The 20752-nt window shown below is 65.4% G+C and carries 17 protein-coding genes; 5 read left to right on the forward strand and 12 right to left on the reverse strand.

What is annotated here, in order from left to right; genetic code table 11:
- The first annotated feature begins 157 nt into the window (after positions 1–157).
- Entirely contained in the window at positions 158–721 is a 564-nt protein-coding gene (locus HAP48_RS09535; protein WP_166213986.1) for a sigma factor-like helix-turn-helix DNA-binding protein, read from the forward strand.
- Here HAP48_RS09535 and HAP48_RS09540 read toward each other — a convergent pair.
- Positions 700–1794: an asparaginase gene (locus HAP48_RS09540; RefSeq protein ID WP_224496985.1), complete on the reverse strand. Its 1095-nt coding sequence runs from the start codon at positions 1792–1794 to the stop codon at positions 700–702. The two genes, HAP48_RS09535 and HAP48_RS09540, sit on opposite strands and share 22 nt — an antisense overlap.
- Positions 1795–1990: 196 nt before the next feature.
- On the opposite strand from HAP48_RS09540, the gene HAP48_RS09545 reads away from it, so the two are divergent.
- The 4 genes from HAP48_RS09545 to HAP48_RS09560 all read left to right on the forward strand — a co-directional run bounded on the left by HAP48_RS09545 (position 1991) and on the right by HAP48_RS09560 (position 6859).
- Positions 1991–3163 carry an acyl-CoA dehydrogenase family protein gene (locus HAP48_RS09545; RefSeq protein ID WP_166213984.1) on the forward strand — a complete coding sequence of 391 codons (1173 nt, stop codon included), beginning with the start codon at positions 1991–1993 and terminating at the stop codon, positions 3161–3163.
- An 88-nt stretch (positions 3164–3251) separates the two neighbouring features.
- Positions 3252–3866 (forward strand): TetR/AcrR family transcriptional regulator, encoded by a 615-nt coding sequence (locus tag HAP48_RS09550; protein ID WP_166213983.1) that lies wholly within the window; start codon positions 3252–3254, stop codon positions 3864–3866.
- 139 nt (positions 3867–4005) lie between these two features.
- The gene (locus HAP48_RS09555; RefSeq protein WP_166213982.1) at positions 4006–5160 is read left to right on the forward strand and encodes an OpgC domain-containing protein; all 1155 of its coding nucleotides are present in this window, start codon (positions 4006–4008) and stop codon (positions 5158–5160) included.
- 184 nt (positions 5161–5344) lie between these two features.
- Positions 5345–6859 carry an ATP-binding protein gene (locus tag HAP48_RS09560; protein WP_166213981.1) on the forward strand — a complete coding sequence of 505 codons (1515 nt, stop codon included), beginning with the start codon at positions 5345–5347 and terminating at the stop codon, positions 6857–6859.
- A gap of 46 nt (positions 6860–6905) precedes the next feature.
- Here the strand turns inward: HAP48_RS09560 and HAP48_RS09565 are convergent, their stop codons facing one another.
- The 11 genes from HAP48_RS09565 to HAP48_RS09615 form a co-directional block, all read right to left on the reverse strand.
- Entirely contained in the window at positions 6906–8219 is a 1314-nt protein-coding gene (locus tag HAP48_RS09565; RefSeq protein WP_166213980.1) for an alpha-amylase family glycosyl hydrolase, read from the reverse strand.
- Positions 8220–8238: 19 nt separating this feature from the next.
- Positions 8239–9669 (reverse strand): MFS transporter, encoded by a 1431-nt coding sequence (locus tag HAP48_RS09570; RefSeq protein ID WP_166213979.1) that lies wholly within the window; start codon positions 9667–9669, stop codon positions 8239–8241.
- Between the two features lie 212 nt (positions 9670–9881).
- Positions 9882–10967, reverse strand: coding sequence for an FUSC family protein (locus tag HAP48_RS09575; RefSeq protein ID WP_166213978.1), 1086 nt, complete (start codon positions 10965–10967; stop codon positions 9882–9884).
- A gap of 43 nt (positions 10968–11010) precedes the next feature.
- The gene (locus HAP48_RS09580) at positions 11011–12294 is read right to left on the reverse strand and encodes a 3-hydroxyacyl-CoA dehydrogenase (RefSeq protein WP_166213977.1); all 1284 of its coding nucleotides are present in this window, start codon (positions 12292–12294) and stop codon (positions 11011–11013) included.
- A complete protein-coding gene (locus HAP48_RS09585; protein ID WP_166213976.1) occupies positions 12291–13508 on the reverse strand; it encodes an acetyl-CoA C-acyltransferase in 1218 nt (405 codons plus the stop codon). Before HAP48_RS09585 ends, HAP48_RS09580 begins: the two co-directional genes overlap by 4 nt.
- A gap of 66 nt (positions 13509–13574) precedes the next feature.
- Positions 13575–14753 (reverse strand): acyl-CoA dehydrogenase family protein, encoded by a 1179-nt coding sequence (locus HAP48_RS09590; RefSeq protein WP_166213975.1) that lies wholly within the window; start codon positions 14751–14753, stop codon positions 13575–13577.
- 11 nt (positions 14754–14764) lie between these two features.
- Positions 14765–15874, reverse strand: a complete 1110-nt coding sequence (locus HAP48_RS09595; RefSeq protein WP_166213974.1) for an acyl-CoA dehydrogenase family protein — start codon at positions 15872–15874, stop codon at positions 14765–14767.
- Positions 15871–17328: a CoA-binding protein gene (locus tag HAP48_RS09600; protein ID WP_166213973.1), complete on the reverse strand. Its 1458-nt coding sequence runs from the start codon at positions 17326–17328 to the stop codon at positions 15871–15873. Before HAP48_RS09600 ends, HAP48_RS09595 begins: the two co-directional genes overlap by 4 nt.
- A gap of 31 nt (positions 17329–17359) precedes the next feature.
- Entirely contained in the window at positions 17360–18523 is a 1164-nt protein-coding gene (locus HAP48_RS09605; RefSeq protein ID WP_210292816.1) for an acyl-CoA dehydrogenase family protein, read from the reverse strand.
- Entirely contained in the window at positions 18520–19620 is a 1101-nt protein-coding gene (locus HAP48_RS09610; protein ID WP_166213971.1) for an acyl-CoA dehydrogenase family protein, read from the reverse strand. Before HAP48_RS09610 ends, HAP48_RS09605 begins: the two co-directional genes overlap by 4 nt.
- A 104-nt stretch (positions 19621–19724) precedes the next feature.
- A complete protein-coding gene (locus HAP48_RS09615) occupies positions 19725–20483 on the reverse strand; it encodes an IclR family transcriptional regulator (protein ID WP_166213970.1) in 759 nt (252 codons plus the stop codon).
- Positions 20484–20752: the final 269 nt, after the last annotated feature.

A 20752-nucleotide genomic window follows, 5' to 3' on the forward strand; every position in this document is an offset into this window, starting at 1 on the left:
AACGAGGCGATGAACGATCGCGTTCTGCCAGATATGCGCATGTCGTGTGCGCTTGTCGTTCCTGTCCCTACGCTTGGCGCGACGGTCCACGACTCCGGCGGGGAGCCTGATACCACTCCGCCGATTGCTGGTAAAGCTATTCACGAGATGCAACCCTATGATGCGAAATGCGGAAGCCGGGAATAAAACCGCGCAGCAGTTTCGTGACGCGGCACTGCCGTGCCTCGACGATGCCTATGCGTTCGCCCAGGTCCTGATGCGAACCCCGGCCGACGCCGAACAGGCCGTGCAGGAATGCTATCAGCGCGCACTGCGCCAGTTCGACGGCTTTCGCGGACCGGCCGTACGGCCTTGGTTGCTCGCGATCCTCAAAGCTGTCTGTCAGGAGAAGCTCGGCGAGAAGCCCGGCCGCCGCGGCACGCCGGCGGATGCTGCCGGCACGAATGGAACTCCCGCCCCGCGTGGCACCCCGACCATCCAACAACTCATCGACGAGTTGCCCGCGCCGCTCGGCGAAGTCATCGCGCTGCGCGAAGTTATTGATCTCTCCTACAAGGAGATCGCCGAGGTCACCGGCGTTCCGGTGACCACCGTGATGTCGCGCCTCGCAGAGGCCCGCGCGCGGCTGCTCGCGGCGCGCCGCGCCGCAAAGGCAGCGCCGGAGGCGAGACCCGCGGGCGGCGCGTCAAAACTGACGGTCTACCGCGCGAATGCCTGTTGAACCGCCGAGGACTCCGTGATGCCGTTGGCGATCAGGAGCTGAAGCAGCACCCGCGCCTTCTGCGGATTGAGATCGAGCGAGACCGCAAAGCCGAGCTTGTCGTCCTCGACCTCGACGTTGCGGTTCACGAAGCCCGAGCCGACGCGGCTCGAGCGCACGACCACGACCCCCTGCTTCGCCGCAGCCGCCAACGCATCGATCGCGCCCTTCGATGAATTGCCGTCGCCGACGCCGGCCAGCACGATGCCCTTGGCGCCGCGCTTGACCGCGTCCTCGATCTCAGCGGCATCCATGTTGGCGTGCGAATAGATGATGTCGACCCGCGGCAGCGGCGGCGCATCCGGCAGCTTCAGCCTGGCACCCTTGGCTGGAATGGCCGGCTGCAGGAAGCGCAGCGAGCCGGTGTCGACATAGCCGACCGGCCCGGCATCGGGCGAGCGGAACGTCTCGACGCTGGTCGTGTTGGTCTTCTGCACCCAGCGCGCCGCATGGATGGTGTCGTTGAGCACCACGAGCACGCCGCGGCCGCGGGATTCCGGCGCCGAGGCGACCCGCATCGCCTCATAGAGATTGGCCGGACCGTCGGCGCCGATCGCGGTCGAGGGCCGCATCGACCCGACCAGCACCACCGGCATGTCGGTGTCCAGCACGTTCTGCAGGAAGAACGCCGTCTCCTCCATCGTGTCGGTGCCATGGGTGATGACGACGCCGTCGACCTCCTTGTTGTCGATCGCGGCGCGGATCCGCTTGACGAGATCGAACCAGACCTTGTCGTTCATGTCCTGCGAGCCGATCGACGAAATCTGCTCGGCCGAGATCTGGGCGAGATTCTCGATGCCCGGAATCGCCGCGACCAGATTCGCCGAGCTGACCTTGCCCGAGTCATAGGCATTGCCGGCGCGTGCACTGGCCTGGCCCGCGATGGTGCCGCCGGTGCCGAGCACGAGCACCCGGGCAAGCGTGGTGTCGGAGGCCCTTTGAGCGGCCGCCGGCGACGCAAGCCCGATGACAAGGGCGGCGGCAAGGCCGGCGATCCATCGCGCGGAATAGCTTGATTGAACCGAGTGCAGCATCATTTTCTTTCCCCAGTGACAGTTTTCCTGCCCACAACTCGTGGTTTATCCCGCAACAAATCGACGAAGTTGCGGCGGAAAATGTCGTGGACGAAATCCCGCTCTCCTTATGCTTCTCCGCCACTCCCGCAAAATCTTGACATCTCCCGGACGGCGGCGCACATTTTTCGAAGATTATTCGAATTTTGGTCAGGCCATGCATTTCGAGCTTCCCGACGATCTCCGCGTTCTGCAGAGCCGCCTGCGCGAATTCGTGCGCGGCGAGTTGCAGCCCCACGATGCCGCGATCGAGGCGACCGGCAAAGTGCCGGAGAGCGCCATGGCCGGCCTGCGCAGGATGGGATTGTTCGGCACCAACACGCCAAAACAATTCGGCGGCCTCGGCCTCTCGATGCTGGGCAGCTGCATCGCGATCGAGGAGCTCGCGAAGGCCCACACCGCCTTCTACTATCTGAGCGGGGTGAACGTTCATATCGGCTCGAAGGCGATCGAGTTCTACGCACAGCCCGCCGTTCGCGACCGATGGTTGCCCGAGCTTGCCAGCGGACGCGTGATCGGCGCCTTCGCGCTGACCGAGCCGAACGCCGGATCCGACGCCGCCCGCATCCAGACCCGGGCGCGGCGGGACGGCGATCATTACGTGCTCGACGGAAGCAAGACCTACATCACCAATGCGCCGGTCGCCGGCGTCTTCACCGTATTCGCTACGCTCGACCCGTCCGCCGGCGCGAAGGGCATCGCGGCCTTTGTTGTCGATGCAAAGACCCCGGGCCTGCGCATCGGCCGCCTGGTCGAGATGGCCGCCGGACGCGGCTCTGATCATGCCGAGGTGATCTTCGAGGGCTGCCGCGTGCCGCGCGAGAATCTGCTGGGCCAGGAGAGTGAAGGATTTGCCATCGCGATGCGCTGCCTGGATGCCGGGCGCACGCATTGGGGCGCCTATTGCGTCGGCGCGGCGAGCCAGCTGCTGGACTATGCGCTCGATCATGTCTCCGAGCGGGAAACATTCGGACGCAAACTGCGCGACCATCAGGGCATCGAGTGGCAGATCGCAGACATGGCGAGTTCGCTGCACGCCGCGCGCCTCGTCGCCTATGAGGCGGCCTGGCGTTACGACCAGGGCGACGCGGCCGCGCGCACCGCCGCGGCGGCGCTTTCCAAATATACCGGCGCCGACATGGTGCAGCGCGTCGCCGACACGACCATGCAGCTGTTCGGTGGTGCCGGTTATTCCAGGGAGCTGCCGATCGAACGTATCTGGCGGGAAACACGGGTGGTGCGGATTCTGGATGGCACATCCGAGATCATGCGCCAGATCATCGCCCGTCATGCACTCCGGACCCATCAACGGCGGAACAAGCCGATCTGATCACAATCTTACGCTGTGTCTCGTCGCAATAGCGCTTGTGTTCCGATGCCGCTGCCTTACTGTTTTTGCGGGACGCAAGGAGACGGCAGTGGCTTCGGGGACGACGCTCAAGCTCAAGCAACAACGCAGCCGCGACCGACGCGAGCAGATCCTCTCAGCAGCGACCAAGCTGTTTGGCGAGAGAGGCATCGACGGCACCTCGCTCACCGACATCGCCGCGGCGGCCAAGGTGCCGCTCTCCAGCCTCTATGACTATTTCGAGGACAAGCGCGCGCTGGTGCTCGATGTGCCCGCGGGCAATTTCGAGGCGCTGTATCAGAAAACCGAACCGCTGCTGGTGAAGGGCGGCGACCCCGTCGAGCAGCTCCGCATCATCTTCCTGACCAACTTCCAGTACATCAAGGACAACCCGGGCTGGGGCCGCGTGTTCTTCCTGGAGATATGGCCGAGCGTGCTTGCCGCCGAGCCGCGGGTGAAGAAGGCGGTCGACAAATACGCGCTGCTCTATGTGCAGCTGCTCAAGCAGGCGAGCCGCGCCGGCACCTATCGCAGGAATCTCGACCCCTACACCGCGATGTCGCTGATGATGGGCGGGATGTGCCACCTCACCGCGGTCTGGCTGCTCTACGGCCGCAAATACGATCTGGTGAAGAAGGGCAAGGCGCTGTTCACCACGCTGCACAACGGGTTCGTTCGGCGTTAGCCGTTTCGCCGCAGCATGGCGGTTCTCATCCGAGCATGATCCTTCAAAACCGTTACACAATATTGCTCATCCTGCTCTAGTATGATGCCGTGTGCGCGCGCTTTGCGGAATGCGCAGGGTTGGGGATGGGAGCGAACCGATGGACGTCAAGGCTGTCCTGCCGCCGCGTGGCCGCGACTATCGCCTGGATCTCTTGCGTGGCTTCGCCAACTGGGCGATCTATCTCGATCATATCCCGAACAATGCGGTGAACTGGATCACGCAGAAGAATTTCGGCTTCAGCGACGCCGCTGATCTGTTCGTGTTCATCTCCGGCTACACCGCGTCATTCGTCTACGCGCGAATGATGCTCGAGCGCGGCACCGTGATCGGCGCCACCCGCCTGATCAAGCGGGCCTGGCAGATCTACGTCGCCCACGTCCTCTTGTTCGTGATCTATATCGCCGAGATCGGCTATCTCGCCCAGCGCTACCACGACCCCAACCTGGAGAACGAATTCAACGTCGCGGGCTTCATGCACAACCCGGCCGAGACGCTCTATCAGGGCCTGCTGCTGGCGTTCAAGCCCGTCAACATGGACGTGCTGCCGCTCTATATCGCGCTGATGGTTTGCTATCCGCTGGTGCTGTGGGCGATGCTGCGCAAGCTCAATCTGACGCTGCTGGCCTCGTTCCTGCTCTATCTCGCCGCACGGCATTTCGGCTGGAACCTGCCGGCCTACCCGTCCGGTACATGGTACTTCAACCCGTTCTGCTGGCAGTTCCTGTTCGTGTTCGGCGGATGGTTTGCGCTCGGCGGCGCCAGCGAATCGATCTCGTTCATCCGTTCGCGCGCCTTCCTTTGGCTCGGCGGCGCCTATCTGCTGTTCGCGCTGGTGATGACATTGGCGGGACGCTTCCCGGAACTCGGACAGGCGCTGCCGGCCTGGCTCTATGACGCGTTCAACCCGAACGACAAGACCAACCTCGCGCCATATCGCGTGCTGCACTTCATCGTGCTCGCCTTCTTCGTCACGCGCTTCCTGCCGCGCGAATGGCCCGGATACGAATGGCCGATCTTCCAGCCGTTGCTCAAATGCGGCCAGCAGTCGCTCGAGGTGTTCTGCTGCGGCGTCTTCCTCGCCGTCATCGCGCATGTTCTGCTGGTCGAGGTCTCCGGCAGCATCTGGATGCAGATTGCGGTCAGCATTGTCGGCATCGCGCTGATGACCGGGCTGGCCTACTACCGCTCGTGGTCAAAGAAGGTCGACAAGGCGCCAGCGAAAGCGCCGGCCGCCGTCAAGCCGGCGGAATAGGTCGGGGCGACTGCGTACGATCAATCCTGCGCGCCGGGCCCAGCGACTCGGCACCCCTCGCAGTGAATGGCTTCCGGATTGTCCGCCTCCCGACCGTGGCTGGGGATGATGTCGCGGTTCGCTCGACGGGGCGCGATCGGCTTGTTAAGCTCCCTCTCCGCAAGGATGATTTGAGTCGGGGCAGATGACCGTAGCGATCGAGATGGGACAGACGACGGCCGGCGCTTCGGCGGCCATCGACCTCGAGGAGCTGCTGGCCACGCGCCTCCTGGTGCAGGGCAATTCGGGTTCCGGCAAATCCCATCTGCTGCGCCGGCTGCTGGAACAGAGCGCGCCCTGGGTGCAGCAGACCATCATCGACCCCGAGGGCGACTTCGTGACGCTGGCCGAGCGCTTCGGCCACCTCGTCATCGACGCCGAGGACCATACCGAGCGCAGCCTGCAGGTCGCCGGCGAGCGCGTGCGCATCCACCGCGTCTCCACCGTGCTCAATCTCGAAGGGCTCGACGCCGAGAACCAGATGCGGCGGGCGGCGGCCTTCCTCGGCGGAATGTTCGAGGTCCTCCGCGATCACTGGTATCCGATGCTGGTGGTGGTGGACGAGGCGCAGCTGTTCGCGCCGGCGGTTGCGGGCGAAGTGACCGACGAGGCGCGCAAGCTCTCGCTCGGCGCGATGACCAACCTGATGTGCCGCGGCCGCAAGCGCGGGCTTGCCGGGATCATCGCAACCCAGCGGCTCGCCAAGCTCGCCAAGAATGTGGCGGCCGAGGCGTCCAACTTCCTGATGGGCCGCACCTTCCTCGATATCGACATGGCGCGCGCCGCCGATCTGCTCGGCATGGAGCGGCGGCAGGCGGAGGCCTTCCGCGACCTCGAGCGCGGACAATTCATGGCGCTCGGGCCTGCGCTCTCGCGCCGCCCACTGGGCTTGCGCATCGGTCCAACCGACACGCAGCCGCGCAACGCGGCGCCGCGGCTGATGCCGCTGCCGGAAGCAGCACTTGAGGACGCGCGCGCCATCATCCTGGCAGCGCCGCCGCCCGAGACCGTGCGTCCGCCGCGCCGGGCGCCGTCGCCGGACTTGCTCAGCCAGCTGATGGCCGCCAAGCAGCCGGCGCCGGAGCCAAATCCCGAAGCCGCGGAGCCGCCGCTCAGCGCCGAGCAATTGGCCGAGCGGCGGGAACGGCTGGACCGCATCCTGCGCGCCATCCTCGCCGAACCCGACGCCGGCTTCCGCGCCATCGGCGTGCTCTATCAGGAGTTCGTGGTCCGCTGCCGCATCGAAGGGCTCGGCGCTGTCGTGCCGGAGCTGGCCGATTTCCGCCGCATGCTAACGCGCGCCCGCGCCGGGCTCGGCACCGAGATGGCCGAAGACGACGCGTGGCAGGATGTCTCGCAGCGCGCCGCGCTGCTGCCCGAGGACATGCAGGGCGTCTTCATGATGATCGCCCGCGCCGCGAAGGAGGGCTGGCCCTGCCCAAGCGATGCCGCGATCGCCCGCGCCTACGGCACCCACTCGCTGCGCCGCGCGCGGCATCTTTTGACCTATATCGAGGAACAGGGCCTGATCGTCTGCCAGCTCGACGGCGCCGGCCGGCGCACCGTGACCCTCGTCGAACTCGCCTGGGCGACGGCGGCGGCCGACCCGAATGCGGATGAAGTGGCGGCGGAGGCGGCTGCGAGCTGCTCAACTCCATGATCTGAGGTTTGAGCAACGAAGCGCACGATCCAAGGTACAGCTGTCGCTAACCCAGGATAGCCCACCCATGCGGTGGCAGCGTAAGCTCGGTCCTGACGCCCGTCCTGCGCACCGCGCCTGATCCTGCGAGCCTGTCGACGCCGGAATCGACGGTACGTCCGACCGCTGCGTCGGCCAGGTTCAGAGCAACCCATAGCCGATTGCCTTCATCGAATGCTTCGAAGACAATGTCCGTGTTGCGGAGATCGACCATACGGGTTCTTGCCCGATGGAGCCATGGATGCTTCCGCCGCAGTCCAATCAGCTCCTGATGCAGCCGGTATGTAGGCCAGCCGAATGGCGCCAGTTCAGCTGACGCCGCCGGAAAGCTTGGGCGGATCGCGTCGTCGCCTCCGGCACGGTGCTCCTTGATCCCGCGGAACGCCTGTTCGTCACCGGCGTAGATCGAGGGCGTGCCGCCACAGGTCATGAGAATGACCAGCGCGTGCGCGATGTGCCGTTCGTCCAGAACCTGGCTCGCGATCCGCGTGACATCGTGATTGCCGATGAACGTCTGCGGCACGAACCGGTCGATCATCGCATTGTGTCGCGCGAGCGCCCATGCGAGCTCATGGAAGTTGCGATCGTTCAGGGCGCTCCAGATCGCCTTCCAAAGCTCGTATTGCGTGACCGAATCGACACCGGTCTCGTCGACGAAGCCGGCGTAGTCACCGTGGATCACCTCGCCGAAGATATAGGCGTCGGCATGCCGCGCGCGAACCGCGGGCAAGACGTGCCTCCAGAATTGCCGCGGGACAGCATAGGCCGCGTCGAGGCGCCAACCATCGGCACCGCGATCAAGCCAGTGATTCATCACGCGTATGACATGGTCGACGACCGCGGGTTCATCATGGTTGAGCGTCACAAGCTGGTGGTGACCTTCGAAGGTCGCGCAATCAGGCTCCTTTCCGTCCGCCGGCCAGGTCAGACGAAACCACGACGCATCCGGCGATAGCGGACCGCCGGCGACCGAGCGCCGGAAGCGCGGCGATTCGCGGCCGACATGGTTGAAAACACCATCCAGGATGATGCGCAGGCCGCGGCGGCGGGCTGCTGCGACCAATGCATCGAAGTCCGCGTCGTCCCCAAGCCGCCTGTCGATCAGGAGGTGATCGATCGTATCGTATCCATGGGTCGACGAGGCAAAGATCGGGCCCAGCAGGATACCGGATGCACCGAGCTCCACGGCGTAATCGAGCCACCGGACAAGGTGGTCGAGGCGATGCACGACCCCGGCACACGCGCCGGCCTCGCGTTCGGCGCCAACGAAGCCGAGCGGATACACATGCCACCAGACGGCGTGCTTGATCCAGTTGCTCACCCGACCACCCGCGCCACATTCACTCCTCAAGCCGGTCGCCACCCTTGACGAAGAGCATGCCGATCGCGCCGAGGGTCAACAGCACGGCGATCGGAGCGAGACCGACGGCCTGGGACTGAAAGCGCGCCGTCAGGATACCGACCAGCATCGGGGCGATCCAGACCGTTGTGCTGGCGGTCAGGCCGAACAGCCCGAAATAGGAGCCGACGCGCATCGGTGGCACGATCTGAATGATCATGGCGCGCCCCGACGCGATCGAGGCCACCGCAAACGCCGTCATCGATCCTGACAGCAGCATGAAGGCGACCTCGGGCAGGGTTCGAAACACCGGGCCATTCCACAATGGCTGTGCGGCCGGGTCATGGGGCCAGAAAAAGATCATCCGGTCCGGCGTTGTGCCGAGGACCATGACCAACAGAACGACCGTAATCGATATCTGAAGGATGATGGCGCGGCGCGTGCCAAGTCGCGCGTTCAGGCTTGCCGCCAGCAAGCCACCGAGAGCGGCGAATGCGATCTTGACGACGGCAAAACTCAGCAGCTTGAAGCCGTGCCATCCCATCACACCCGAGGCATAGATACCTTCGAAGATGATGAGTGTGTGAAAGCCGTCGGCATAGAGGGTCCGGGCGATCAGGAATTTCAGCAGATCCGGCTGCTTTCGCAGACCGGCGATCAAGGCGAACACGTCCCTCGAGCCGAGGCGCACGGCCCTCGAAAAGGTCTCGCCCGACGCCGGCGCGTCGATGGTGAAGCGAAGCAGCATGAATAGACCGGCGCAGGCGAGCGCTGCGATCAGAGGCCCGATCAATCGCTCCATCTCGTGGCTTGCCTGCGAGAAGCCAAACAGCGGTTCGTCGGGGACCCCGAACCAATGCAACTGCCCGGGAAGGGCAAATCCCCACAACAGGAACGTCATGATGGCGACGGACACGAGATTTGCGACACCCAGGCTGACACCAGAGTAGCGGCCAACCCGCGACATCCCGACCGCCGGTCCGAGCATCGCGTTATGCAGGATCTCGGAATAGACGAACAGCAGATTGAGCGCCATCACGATCACCAGCACGGCATGGACCGACAGTGCGCTGCGGTCCGGCTTCGCCCACCACAGGCTGACCAGCAGCGGCAGCGAGATCAGGATGCAGGCGGTGATCCACGGCTTTCGCGGGCCCATCCGGTCGAGCGAGGCGCCGAGAAACGGCACTGTCACGGCTCCGACCAGACCTGCAACAAAGCCGTATCGGGCAAACAGCGTCTGCCCGAGCACGGCATCGCCGATCATGACTTTGCTGACATAGGGCGCAAAGATGTAGATCTTGAGCAGAACCAGATACGGGATCCGCGTCGCCTCGTAGCCGATCCAGGACCACGCGCTGAGCGTCAGGGCGCGAGAGCCAGAGCTCGCGGTCGTGGCAGGTCGCGATACGGCGATAACATCTTCAGACATCCGGTGCGTTTCCCTGTAGCGTGACTGCTACGGTCACGCGCGGTTGTTGCGACGGGCTCATTGCGATCAGGCACCACAAACCAGGTGACCAATGCCGGCCATTGCATCGATCCTATCGTCACTGATCGCGAACCGCCTCATCTGCGCGGGACGTACGCGCACTTCCATGGATATGGAAATACCCGTCGGCCCGGAGATCTTGCGCAGTCCGGTCAAGGTTGCTGCCGTGCGAGCCGTGTCGCGATCCGCTCGCCGGCAAGGTTTGCAACAATGACGAGGCCACCGCCGATCAGCGTCGCGATCGTCCGGTCCACCAGCACCAAAGCTTCGAGCGGCTGCTCGAAATCCATCATCAGCACTATCAGGGTCGTCATCATCGCCGAATAGGAGAGATAGTGGCGCATCTTCAGCAGCGGGCGTGTGCCGGCGATCAATCCAATGCCGGCAATCAGGAGCCCCACGGGAGGATGGGCCGCGACGCCGAGGCCGGCGACGATCCCTCCGAGCGCGGCGCCCAGCGCGCGCTGGGTGATCTTGATCGGCATGAGATCGGTGCGCCGCTGCGCAAGAAGGACGACGGTCAACGAAATCCAGTGCAGGTGATGGCCGGGATAGGCGATATCGAACAGCGCGGCCGCCGCGAGACAGAACGCAAGCTTCAACGCATATTGCAGACCGGAGAATCGCCGGATCGACGCCGACCAGCGCGCGAACTTCTCCGCCCTTGTCGAAGACGGCCGGACTTCCTCCACCACCTGACTGCCCCGCATCGTCCGCGCGAACATACCGAACAGCAGCCAGAGCAGCGCCGTCCAGACCGCGCCACCGGTGAGCAGCAGCATCAGGAGCAGGCGGTGGGACATCGTTGCGGCAAGGCTCAGCGTGATGATGAGAAACAGGGTGAAGCGCGTGGTGACGATGGCGGCGGTGCGGCTGTAACCGCCGACCAGCGCCGCGCCACCCGCCAGCAAAACCACCAGGATCCGTCCTGCCCAGCCTGCGTCGGCCAGGGCGACGGCAAGGCCCGCCGCACCGATCGTTGGCAACAGCGCGAGCGCAATGGCGCGGGCCTGTTCGCCCGCACCGCGTCCGGCCGCCTGCGGTGCGATCGGCAGGCTGCCGGCGGAGGCGGCAAGACCAAGCGACAGGTTTCCGAGAATGGCCGCGAGTATGATCGGTCCGACGAAGCCGAGACCGGCAACGATACCCTCACCGAATTCGATCTCGGTCTCCGGATTCCAGCGAAGCGCTTCGCCGATGTGAGCCTTTGCGCGGGCCTTGTAACTGTCATTCAACATGGCAATCCGCTGGGCTTCACCCGGCCACGACGATGCTCCGGGATCAGTTCGCTTGCCCACCCGACGCCGCGATGCGTGCGAGCCGCTGCGACAGCGCGCCATCCGAGCCGAGCTTGCCGGCATGGAACTGAAGACGCGTGGCGATGCGGCCGAGCCCGACGCCCTCCGCCCAGAACATCGGGCCTCCCGTGCGCGCAGGCCAACCGTAGCCATTGAGCCAGACCACATCGATGTCAGAGGCGCGCTGCGCGATACCCTCATCGAGGATCTTGATGCCCTCGTCGATCATCGGACAGAGCAGCCGCTCCAGGATCTCATCGTCCGTGACCTGACGCGAACGATAGCCGCGGCTCCTTGCAAACTCGGCAATGAGCGCCTCGACTTCCGGCGAGGACGTGGGGACACGCTCGGCGTCGTAGTCGTAGTAGCCTTTCGACGTCTTCGGTCCGCGGCGGTCACGTTCACACAACAGATCGCGAATGCTTTCGCCCTTCGAGGTCTCGCGCCGCCAGCCGAGATCGAGGCCCGCCAGATCGCTCATCTGGAACGGCCCCATCGGGAACCCGAATTCGGTCAGCACGCGATCGACATCCCAGGGTCTTGCTCCTTCGAGGATCAGCCTTTGCGCCTGCGCCTGTCGCCGGCCCAGCATGCGGTTGCCGATGAAGCCCGGGCAGACGCCCGAGACGACGGCGATCTTGCCGATCCGCGCGGCGAGGTCCATGGCCGTCGCAAGCTGCGACGGCCCGGTCTTCGCCCCGCGCACGATCTCGAGCAAGCGCATGACGTTCGCCGGTGAGAAGAAGTGCAGGCCGATCACCGCCTCGGGCCGGCGTGTCTCCGCCGCAATCACGTCGATGTCGAGCCGGCTGGTGTTCGACGCCAGGATCGCGCCCGGCTTCGCGATCGCATCGAGCTTGCGAAACACATCCTTCTTGACCGCCATGTTCTCGAACACGGCCTCGATGATGAGATCGCTTTCGGCAAGGTCGTCGATGACGAGGCCCGGCGTCAGCAATGCCAGCGCGCGCTCGACGTCTTCCGCGGCGAGGCGGCCGCGGCTTACGGCGCGCTCGTAGTTTCGGCGGATCGTGGCGATGCCCCGCTCCAGCGGAGCCCGGTCACGCTCGACGATCGTCACGGGAATGCCGATCGACAGGAAGTTCATGGCGATGCCGCCCCCCATCGTACCGGCACCGAGGATGCCGACGCGTTCGATCGGGATCCGCGGCGTATCGGCACTCACACCATCGATCCTCGCCGCACCGCGTTCGGCGGCGAGGATGTGCTGCTGCACCTCCGGCAGATCGGCCTCGCGCTTGCTCATGCAGTCCCTCCATGAAAAATCTCGAACAGGCCGGCGGCACCGATGCCGCCTGCGCAGCACATCGTCACCACGCCGTAGCGGACCTTGCGGCGCCTCCCCTCCTGCATCAGATGTCCGACGCAGCGCGCGCCCGTCATGCCATAGGGATGACCGATCGCGATCGCGCCGCCCGAGACGTTGAGCCGCTCGTCGGGAATGCCGAGCCGGTCGCGGCAATACAGCAGCTGCGACGCGAACGCCTCATTCAGCTCCCAGAGGTCGATATCGTCGATCCGCAGTCCGTTGCGCTCGAGCAGCTTGGGCACCGCGAAAACCGGACCGATGCCCATCTCCTCCGGCGCACAACCGGCAACCGCCATGCCGCGATAGGCGCCGAGCGGCTCGAGACCACGCCGCTCCGCCTCCGCGGCCTCCATCAGGAGCACCGCCGCGGCACCGTCAGACAGTTGCGAGGCGTTTCCAGCGGTGACAAATCGTCCTTGCTTGACAAAGCGCCCGCCTGCGAACACGGGCTTGAGGTTCGCGAGATCCTCGAGGGTGGTTTGCGGACGATTGCCCTCGTCCCGCGTCAGCGTCACCTCCCTGACGGTGGTTTCGCCGCTGGCGTGATCTGTGACCGCCATCTCGGTCTTGAGCGGCGCGATTTCCCGGTCGAAGCGGCCTTCGGCCTGCGCTAGCGCCGTCCGTTGCTGCGATCGCAGGGCATACTCGTCCTGCGCTTCGCGACTGATGTCGTAACGCTCCGCGACGAGCTCGGCCGTCTCGATCATCGAGCTCGTGAGACCCGTCGCATGGCGGAGAATCCAATCGTCCCACGCTCGGTAACGATTGACCTTGTCGTTCTGCACCAGGCTGATCGATTCCAGGCCGCCGCCGATCGCGACCGGTGCACCGTCATTGATGATGTACTTCGCGGCGGTCGCGATCGCCATCAGACCGGACGAGCATTTGCGATCGATCGACATCGCGGCGACGCTGTCGGGAAGTCCGGCGCGCAGCGCGGCGTGACGAGCTACGTTGTTGCCCGAGGTCCCCTGTTGCTGGGCGGCGCCCATCACCACGTCGTCGACCTCGGCCGGATCGAGCCCGGCGCGCTCGACGACCGCGCGAATGACGTGGCCGCCCAGCGTCGGCGCCGTCGTGTTGTTGAACGCGCCCCGATAGGCCTTGCCGATCGGCGTCCGCGCCGTCGAAACGATCACAGCTTCGCGCATCAAAACTTCTCCTGTCGGGAACTTGCCGTCGATCAACCGCCCTGGGCTTTGGCCTGTGTCCTGCGTTCAACTGAGCTCGGCCGACGAATATCCGAGGATGGCGCGGGCAATGACGAGCCGCTGGATCTGGCCGGTCCCCTCATAAATGTCGGTGATGCGGCCATCGCGCAGGAATTGCTCGACCGGATGATCGTGGCTGAGGCTCATTGCCCCCAGCAACTCCATCGCGCGCTGCGGACCGCTGCGGCAGAGCTCGCCGCCCTTCGCCTTTGCGACCGATGCCTCAAGATTGTTGGGTTCGCCGCGCGCCGCGAGCCAGGCTGCGCGCAGCACGGTGAGCGTCGCGGCCTCGATGTCGGCCTCGAGCTCCAGCAGCGTCTGCTCCGTGGCGGTCCGGTCGTGCGGCCCCTTGTCCCAGTCGACCGCGATCCCTTCCTCGGCCAGGTGATCCCGCGCATACCGGAAAGCGCCGAGCGCCTTTCCGATGCCGCCCGCGGCAACGGTCGGACGGGTGATGTTGAACGTCTTGAGGACCCCTTTGTAGGAGGCGGAGCCCTCGTCCGCGCTTTGCGGCACGCGCTCGTCGCCACCGATCAGATGGTCACGCGGGATGCGGCAATCGCGAAACGCGTAGGCTGCGGTATCGCTGCTGCGAATTCCGAGCTTCTTTTCCTTGCGGACCAGTTCGAACCCGGCCGTACCCTTCAGCACCAGGAACGATTTGATGCCGCCGCGACCGGCCGCCTTGCTGACGGTCGCCCAGACGATCGTGCCGTGGCACCGCACGCCATTGGTGACGAAGATCTTGTCGCCATTCAGCACCCACTCGTCACCATCGAGCACGGCGGTCGTCTGGATCGCCTTGGTATCGGATCCGGCACCCGGCTCGGTGATCGACATCGCCAGCATCAGATGCCCCCACCGCTTCTGCTGCGCGGGCGTGCCGGCCGCGCCCAGCGCTGCATTGCCCAGCGCCGATGGCGCCTGGCGCAACGGCACGCCGTTGTGTGCCTCGCGCTCGATCTTGATCAGCATCTGCATGATCACGGATGGCGTGTCGTCGCTCGGCCGACGCCGCATCCGTTCGAGCAGCGAGGGGAACGCCGCGGCCTCGGCGAACGCCTTGGGCAGGATTTCGTCCTCGTGCGCGTCGTAGTGCCGCGCGTATTTCTCGCTGGCCGTTGCCTCTTCGGCTACTCCCGAAAGAATTTCCCGATCGGTGTCGGAAAGCGTGAAATCCACCATGCTCTGCTCCTTCACGCCGCCGCAAGCGCGCCGTGGATGGTCAGCATCCGCGCGTTGCGCAGCCACATCTCGAGCGGAAGGTCGCGGATATAGCCGTGGCCGCCGAATATCTGCAGCCCGTCATCGGCGATCCTGATCGCGCGGCGGTTCACGTAGTTCTGCGCAAGGACGGCCATTTTCGAAACATCGACTCCCCGATCGAACGCGGCAGCCGCCTTCCAGACCAGCCAGCGCATGGCGTCGCACTCGATATGCATGTCGGCGAGCATGAAGGCGATCGACTGCTTCTTCGCGATCGGCTCACCGAATGCGATACGTTCCCTGGCGTATGGAATCGCGAAATCGGTCACCGCGCACGCCAGCCCCACGGCGAGCGCCGCACCGCCAATACGCAGGCTGGCCAGCAGGGGACGGATATCCGCGCCACCGCCTTCACCGAGGATCGCGTCAGCCGGAAGCGGCACGCCGGCAAGCTCAACCCGGGCAAATCCCATCGGCGTCAGGCCGATGGTGCCGCTCTCGCGGGCGATCGTGACGCCCGGGGCGCGCGGAGGGACGATGAAGGCCTTGATCCCGTCGATCCCCGGCGCGTCGGATGCCCGCGCGAGCACGAGCATGTCCTCGGCCTGCTCGCCCAGAGGGACCAGCCGCTTGACGCCGGTGATCCGCCAACCGTCGTGATCCGGTTCGGCGCGGGTGACGATCCGCGACGGATCGAACGCAAGCGAGTCCTCGTGCAGCGCAAGCGTCGCCACGCGGCGTGAGGTCCCGCAGAATTTCGGCAGGTCACGCTTCTTCTGCTCTTCCGTCCCGAGGTCAATCAGCGGGTTGACAAACAGCGACGACGCAACGGCGGTGCCGCCGAGCCCGGCGCATCCGGAGCCCATCGCTTCCAGCATCAACGCGCCGGTCAGGGCCGAGCGCGGCGCACCGCCGCCGCCATAGGCCTCCGAAATCGCAAGTGAGGCCAGCCCCAGGGACCACGCTTCGTCGAGCACGTCGGCCGGCGCGGCGCACGCTTCGTCGGCCTGCCGTGCCCGCGGCGCCAGTTCGTTGTTCGCGAACGCGAGGAGCATATCGCGAATCTGGCGCTGTTCGTCAGTGACATCAAAGCTGATCATGACGCCACGGCTCCGCTGCCGAATGCGCGTGCATGGTCGTCGCGGCCGACCGTGCTCAGTGCCCGCATGGCGACGACAAGGTCCCGAGCCCGCTCGAACACCGCGAATCCCGCACCCGAGAGCGCCTCTCGCGCGAAGGGCGACAGCAGGGTGTAGCTGTAGATCAGAACGGGCTTGGATCGGCGCGCGCGGAGTGCGCTGAGCGCCTCCACGTCCAGCGAGATGCTGCGCTCGTTCGACAGGGACAGGGCCAGCACGACGGAATCGACCTCCTCGCCGTCGAGCAGCACTTCGAGCGACTGAAGAACGCCACCCGTGAAGATGCCCTGCGCGGTGACGTCAATCGGGTTCGCGGCGGAGCCATAGGAAGGGAACGTCGGCCGAAGCCGCGCCTGCAGCTTCCGATCCAATACGGGAACGCTGAACCCTGCTTCCGTGAGGCATTCGCTCAGGACAGTTCCGGCGCCTCCCGCTGTCGTGACAATGCCGACGCGTCGACCCGCGGCAACCGGGCTGGTCAAGCGTCCAAGCGCTGCCGCAACCGCATCGTCGGGATCAGCGACCGCGATCACGCCGGTGGCCGCGAACATCGCATCAAAATCCGCAGCCACGCCGGTATCGCTTGCGGTGTGTGCGACAGCCGCGCGACGGCCAGCTTCGGATCGGCCGATCTTGATCACGATCACCGGCTTGCCCGCCGCACGCGCCTTACCCGCCGCGACAGCGAACCGTTCGAAGTCACGAACCTCCTCAAGGTAGGCGATGATGGCCGCGCAGTCGGGATCGCCTGCAAAATGCGCGATGAAGTCGACCGCGGTGAGATCGCACTCATTGCCCGTCGTGACGACATGGCCGATCTCAAGGCCGGCGGCGCGCCCGCGACTGAACAACGAGAAGCCGAGGCCCCCGCTCTGCGCCACGATCGCCAGGCGATCGGCCGTCGCGCTTTGCGTCGCGCCCGGATGCAAAGGCTCCGCCGCCGCGCTGAATGTCGCCGCGACGCGTCCGCCGACATTATAGAATCCCTCGCAGTTCGGGCCGCAGATACGAATCCCGGTGCGTCGCGCGATCTCCGACAACCGCGACTGGCGCTCGGCCTTCGCAACGCTTTCTTCGGCAAATCCCGACGAAATAATGATCGCCGCACGAACGCCGGCCGCGGCGCATTGCTCAACGACGTCGCAGACCAGCTCCGCCGGAAGGGCGATGATGGCGAGGTCGATCGGGAACTCGACCGCGGCAATGGCGGGATAGCAGGGCAAGCCGTTGACCTCGCGGTAGCTCGGATTGACCGGTGCAATCGGTCCGGTGAATCCGGCGCGGCGCAGCACCCGCAGCAACATGCCGCGGATCGAGCGCTGTTCGGCGGGCGCGGCGCCGATGACGGCGATCGAGCGGGGTACCAGAAAGGCGGCGATCGACGCCGCGTCCGATGGGCGGAGGATTTTGTTCAAGGGACCATCCATGCAAATGTTTCGGATCACGTCAGCGCGGCAGTCCGACGAGATTTCTCGCCATGATGATGCGCTGGATTTGCCCGGTGCCCTCGACGATGTTGAGCGCCTTCGCATCGCGAAACAGCTTCTCGACGAGGTGATGACCGGCACCCGCCTCGAGCCCGACGATCTCCATGCCCGCACTGGCGAGATCCTGGGCGGTCTCGGCGGCAAACACCTTGGCCATCGAGGCGTCCACGATGTTGGGAATCCTGTTGTCGGCCTTCCAGGCCGCGCGCAGTGTCATGAGCCAGGCCGCGCGAAGCTGCCGGTACATCACCTCCAGCCGGTCGCGCACCCGTATCGACTTGAACGCGCCCGACTGCGTCGCGAAATTCAATGCCTCGTCATAGGCGGAGCGCGCCAAGCCAACGGCGCTCGCCGCGACGCCGACGCGCGTGGTGTTGAGCGTCCCCATGGTTGCGCCGTAGGCGCTCGACTTCGACGTCCGTTCGGGCCGCTCGCCGCCCAGGATGTTGTCGTGCGGGACCTCGCAATCCTCGAGGATGAACGAGACCGACTCATAGGCGCGGAGCCCCATCTTCTTCTCGATCTTGATCCCGGTCATGCCGCGGTTGCCACGCTCGACGAAAAACGACCGCTGCCCGGCCCGGCCCTTTTCGGGATCGAGATTGGCCTGCACCAGCACCCAGTCGGCGCGAGCGGCATTGCCGATGAAGCACTTGGCGCCATTGAGCAGATAGCCGCGATCGGTGCGCGTCGCGCGGGTGCGGAACGCCGCCGTGTCGGAGCCTCCGCTCGGTTCCGTCAGCGCAAAGCTGCCCCAGCGCGGAATGTCAGTGCCGCGGAATGGCCCAAGGAAGCGCTCGCGCTGCTCCGGCGTGCCGGCAGCGGTGACGATCGGCGCCGGCAGTCCCGGTCCTGGCGCTGCGACGCCCATGCCGCGATCCCAATAGGCATTCTCCTCATTGATTGCGGCCATTCGGACCGCGGGACCTTCAGGCACCGCGCCGTCGTCGGCCGGCACGGGATGCCTCCTCCGGAAATCGACATACGCGGCAAAATAGGGATGATCAGGCGGCAACGGCGCGCCGTTGCGATCGGCCTCGAGTCCGGCGCGCCGTACCTCGCGCTGCCCCCATTCCCGAACCTGTTCGATATACGCATTGAGCGCGGCGCTGAAATTGTTCACGCGGCGATCCTCTCCGAGATTGTAGCCGCAAGCGCCGCGCCGGCCTGCTCGCGCGCGGCATCGCATCCGCCAGCCAGCAGGCCGAGCGCGCGACAGTCCCGCATCGCCTTCTCGACAGGGAAGTCACGCATGAAGCCGTGCCCGCCGAGGATCTGAACGCCATTCGGACCGACGAAGCGGCTCGCCTCAATGGCATCGACGAAAGCCGCCGCCGCCGCACCGACGGCGCGTCCTTCGCCGGCATCGATCGCCACCGCCGCATCTTCGATCAGAAGCCCCAACCGCTCGACGGCAACGTACATATCGACGATCAGGAATGCGAGCGCCTGATGATGGGCAATCGGCTTGCCGAACGCGACGCGGTCGAGCGCGTAGCTGCGCGAAAACCCGGCAGCATCGGAGAGCACACCCCAGATCAGCGACGCGTAATAGACCCTGATCCTGGCCAGCGCTTGCGCCGCACGCACCGGATCATGCCACGCCAGAATGGGCGTGCCGTCAAACTTCACGCTGCTTGCGCCTGCGGCGTGCAGGGCCGAGCCCCCGACGGGCTCAAACGCAAAACCTTGCTTCAACAGCCACGCGCCCTGCGGGCCAAGACCGACGAGCACATCCGCTCCTGCGGCAGGTATCCAGGCCACCTGGCCTGCAACGCGCGCACCGGCAACATCCCCGGCGCCAGGATCCATCACCAGGGCGAAGCGGAGGTCGGACTGCCCGAGGTTCAGCTGGCGCGACTTCAGCGCTTCAACCCCACCGAAAGCCTCGATCACGTAGATCGCCGGCGCGAACCGGTCCAGCGCAAGCGCGGCGCCGGCGTCGGCTTCAGCGAGCAAACGGTTGGTCCTGACACGAGCGAGCAGACCGAGGCCAGCACCGCCGGCTTCCTCGGCGAGATCCAGCGTCTCGAAGCCCAGCGCGGCGAAGCGCTCCCGCACGCTTTCGCTGACCGTCCGCGCGCTTTCGAACTCGCGAAGACGGGGACGCAGTTCGTCAGCCGCGAATCGCCCGATCGTCCCGGCGATGATCTCGTCGCCTTCTCCCCGCGCAAAGTCCACGCCTAACCTCCCGTGCCGATTGTGCCGGGCGATCTGCAAGCCGGCTCGTCATTCGCCGGCAAGTTAGATCGGGGAGGTCGCGCCTCGCAATCCGTTACAGAGATATGCCTTGCACTTCCATATCCATGGAAATGGAAAGGCGATCAGCTTTTGGCACTCCTTGGCAGGAATCGACGGATCGCGCCGTGCAGCGCGGCGACGTTCTGATCGAGATGCCGCTCGAGGCGGTACACCGGCCCGCCAAGCGCTATGACGAAGCTGCGGGTGAACGGCGCTTGCGGCAGCGGCATCGCGATCACGCCGATGCCTTCACTGTAGATGCCGCGGGAGAAGAAGTAGCCCTGCTTGCGGATGCGCTCGATGTTCGCCATCACGTCTTTCAGCGCCACGCGGTGGCTGCGCGTCGGCTCCGCATGATTGCTGCGGTAGACAAGCGTGTCGATCTCCTCATCCGACTTGCTGCTGAGCAATGTCAAACCAACACCGCAGCGTGCCAGCGGGCGCAGCGATCCCGGCTCGGCCGAATAGGCGAGCGCCTGGTTCGAGCGGAGCACGTGCACATATTGGGCGCTGATGTCGCTCTGGGTCCCCACAATCACCGTTTCGCGGGTGCGGTCGCGCAATTCCTCCATCAGCGGCAGCATCCTGATTTCGCCGAACAGCTGCTCCGACACCCATCGCCCCAATACCGCGATCCGCATGGTCGGCAGATAGGTCTGCGTCTTGCGGTCGTACTCCAGATAGCCCAGCGTCACGAGGCTCTTCAGCATCGCCGCGCCGCTCGAGACGGGGTAGCGGAGTTCGTCGCAGATCGCCTTGAGGCCGAGCGGGCGACGCGCGCGATCGAAGAATTCCATGATCTCGAACACGCGCCGTGCCGACTTGATCGCGGCATCCGCCATCGCAACCTCCAGGACGTCGATCCGTGTATGTGGAAGAGCATTTCATATACGTGTTTGCGAGCTAACGCCACTCCCCGACGCCTGTGAGGCCGGCTCGTCGGCAGGGATGCCGATGCTGCGGGGAACGGATTTCCCCTCCGCGCTCGGATTCGGACGATCGGAAACAGTGGAGAACAATGCAGCGGCGGTTTCAAACCAATCGTGGCTCGCCCGAGTTAGTAGGGCGACGCGCCGGAGTGTTTTCGCTTTTCCAAGCCTATCGTCAGCGA

Origin of the sequence: Bradyrhizobium septentrionale, assembly GCF_011516645.4 — a bacterium.
In the GTDB taxonomy this organism is placed as follows: domain Bacteria; phylum Pseudomonadota; class Alphaproteobacteria; order Rhizobiales; family Xanthobacteraceae; genus Bradyrhizobium; species Bradyrhizobium septentrionale.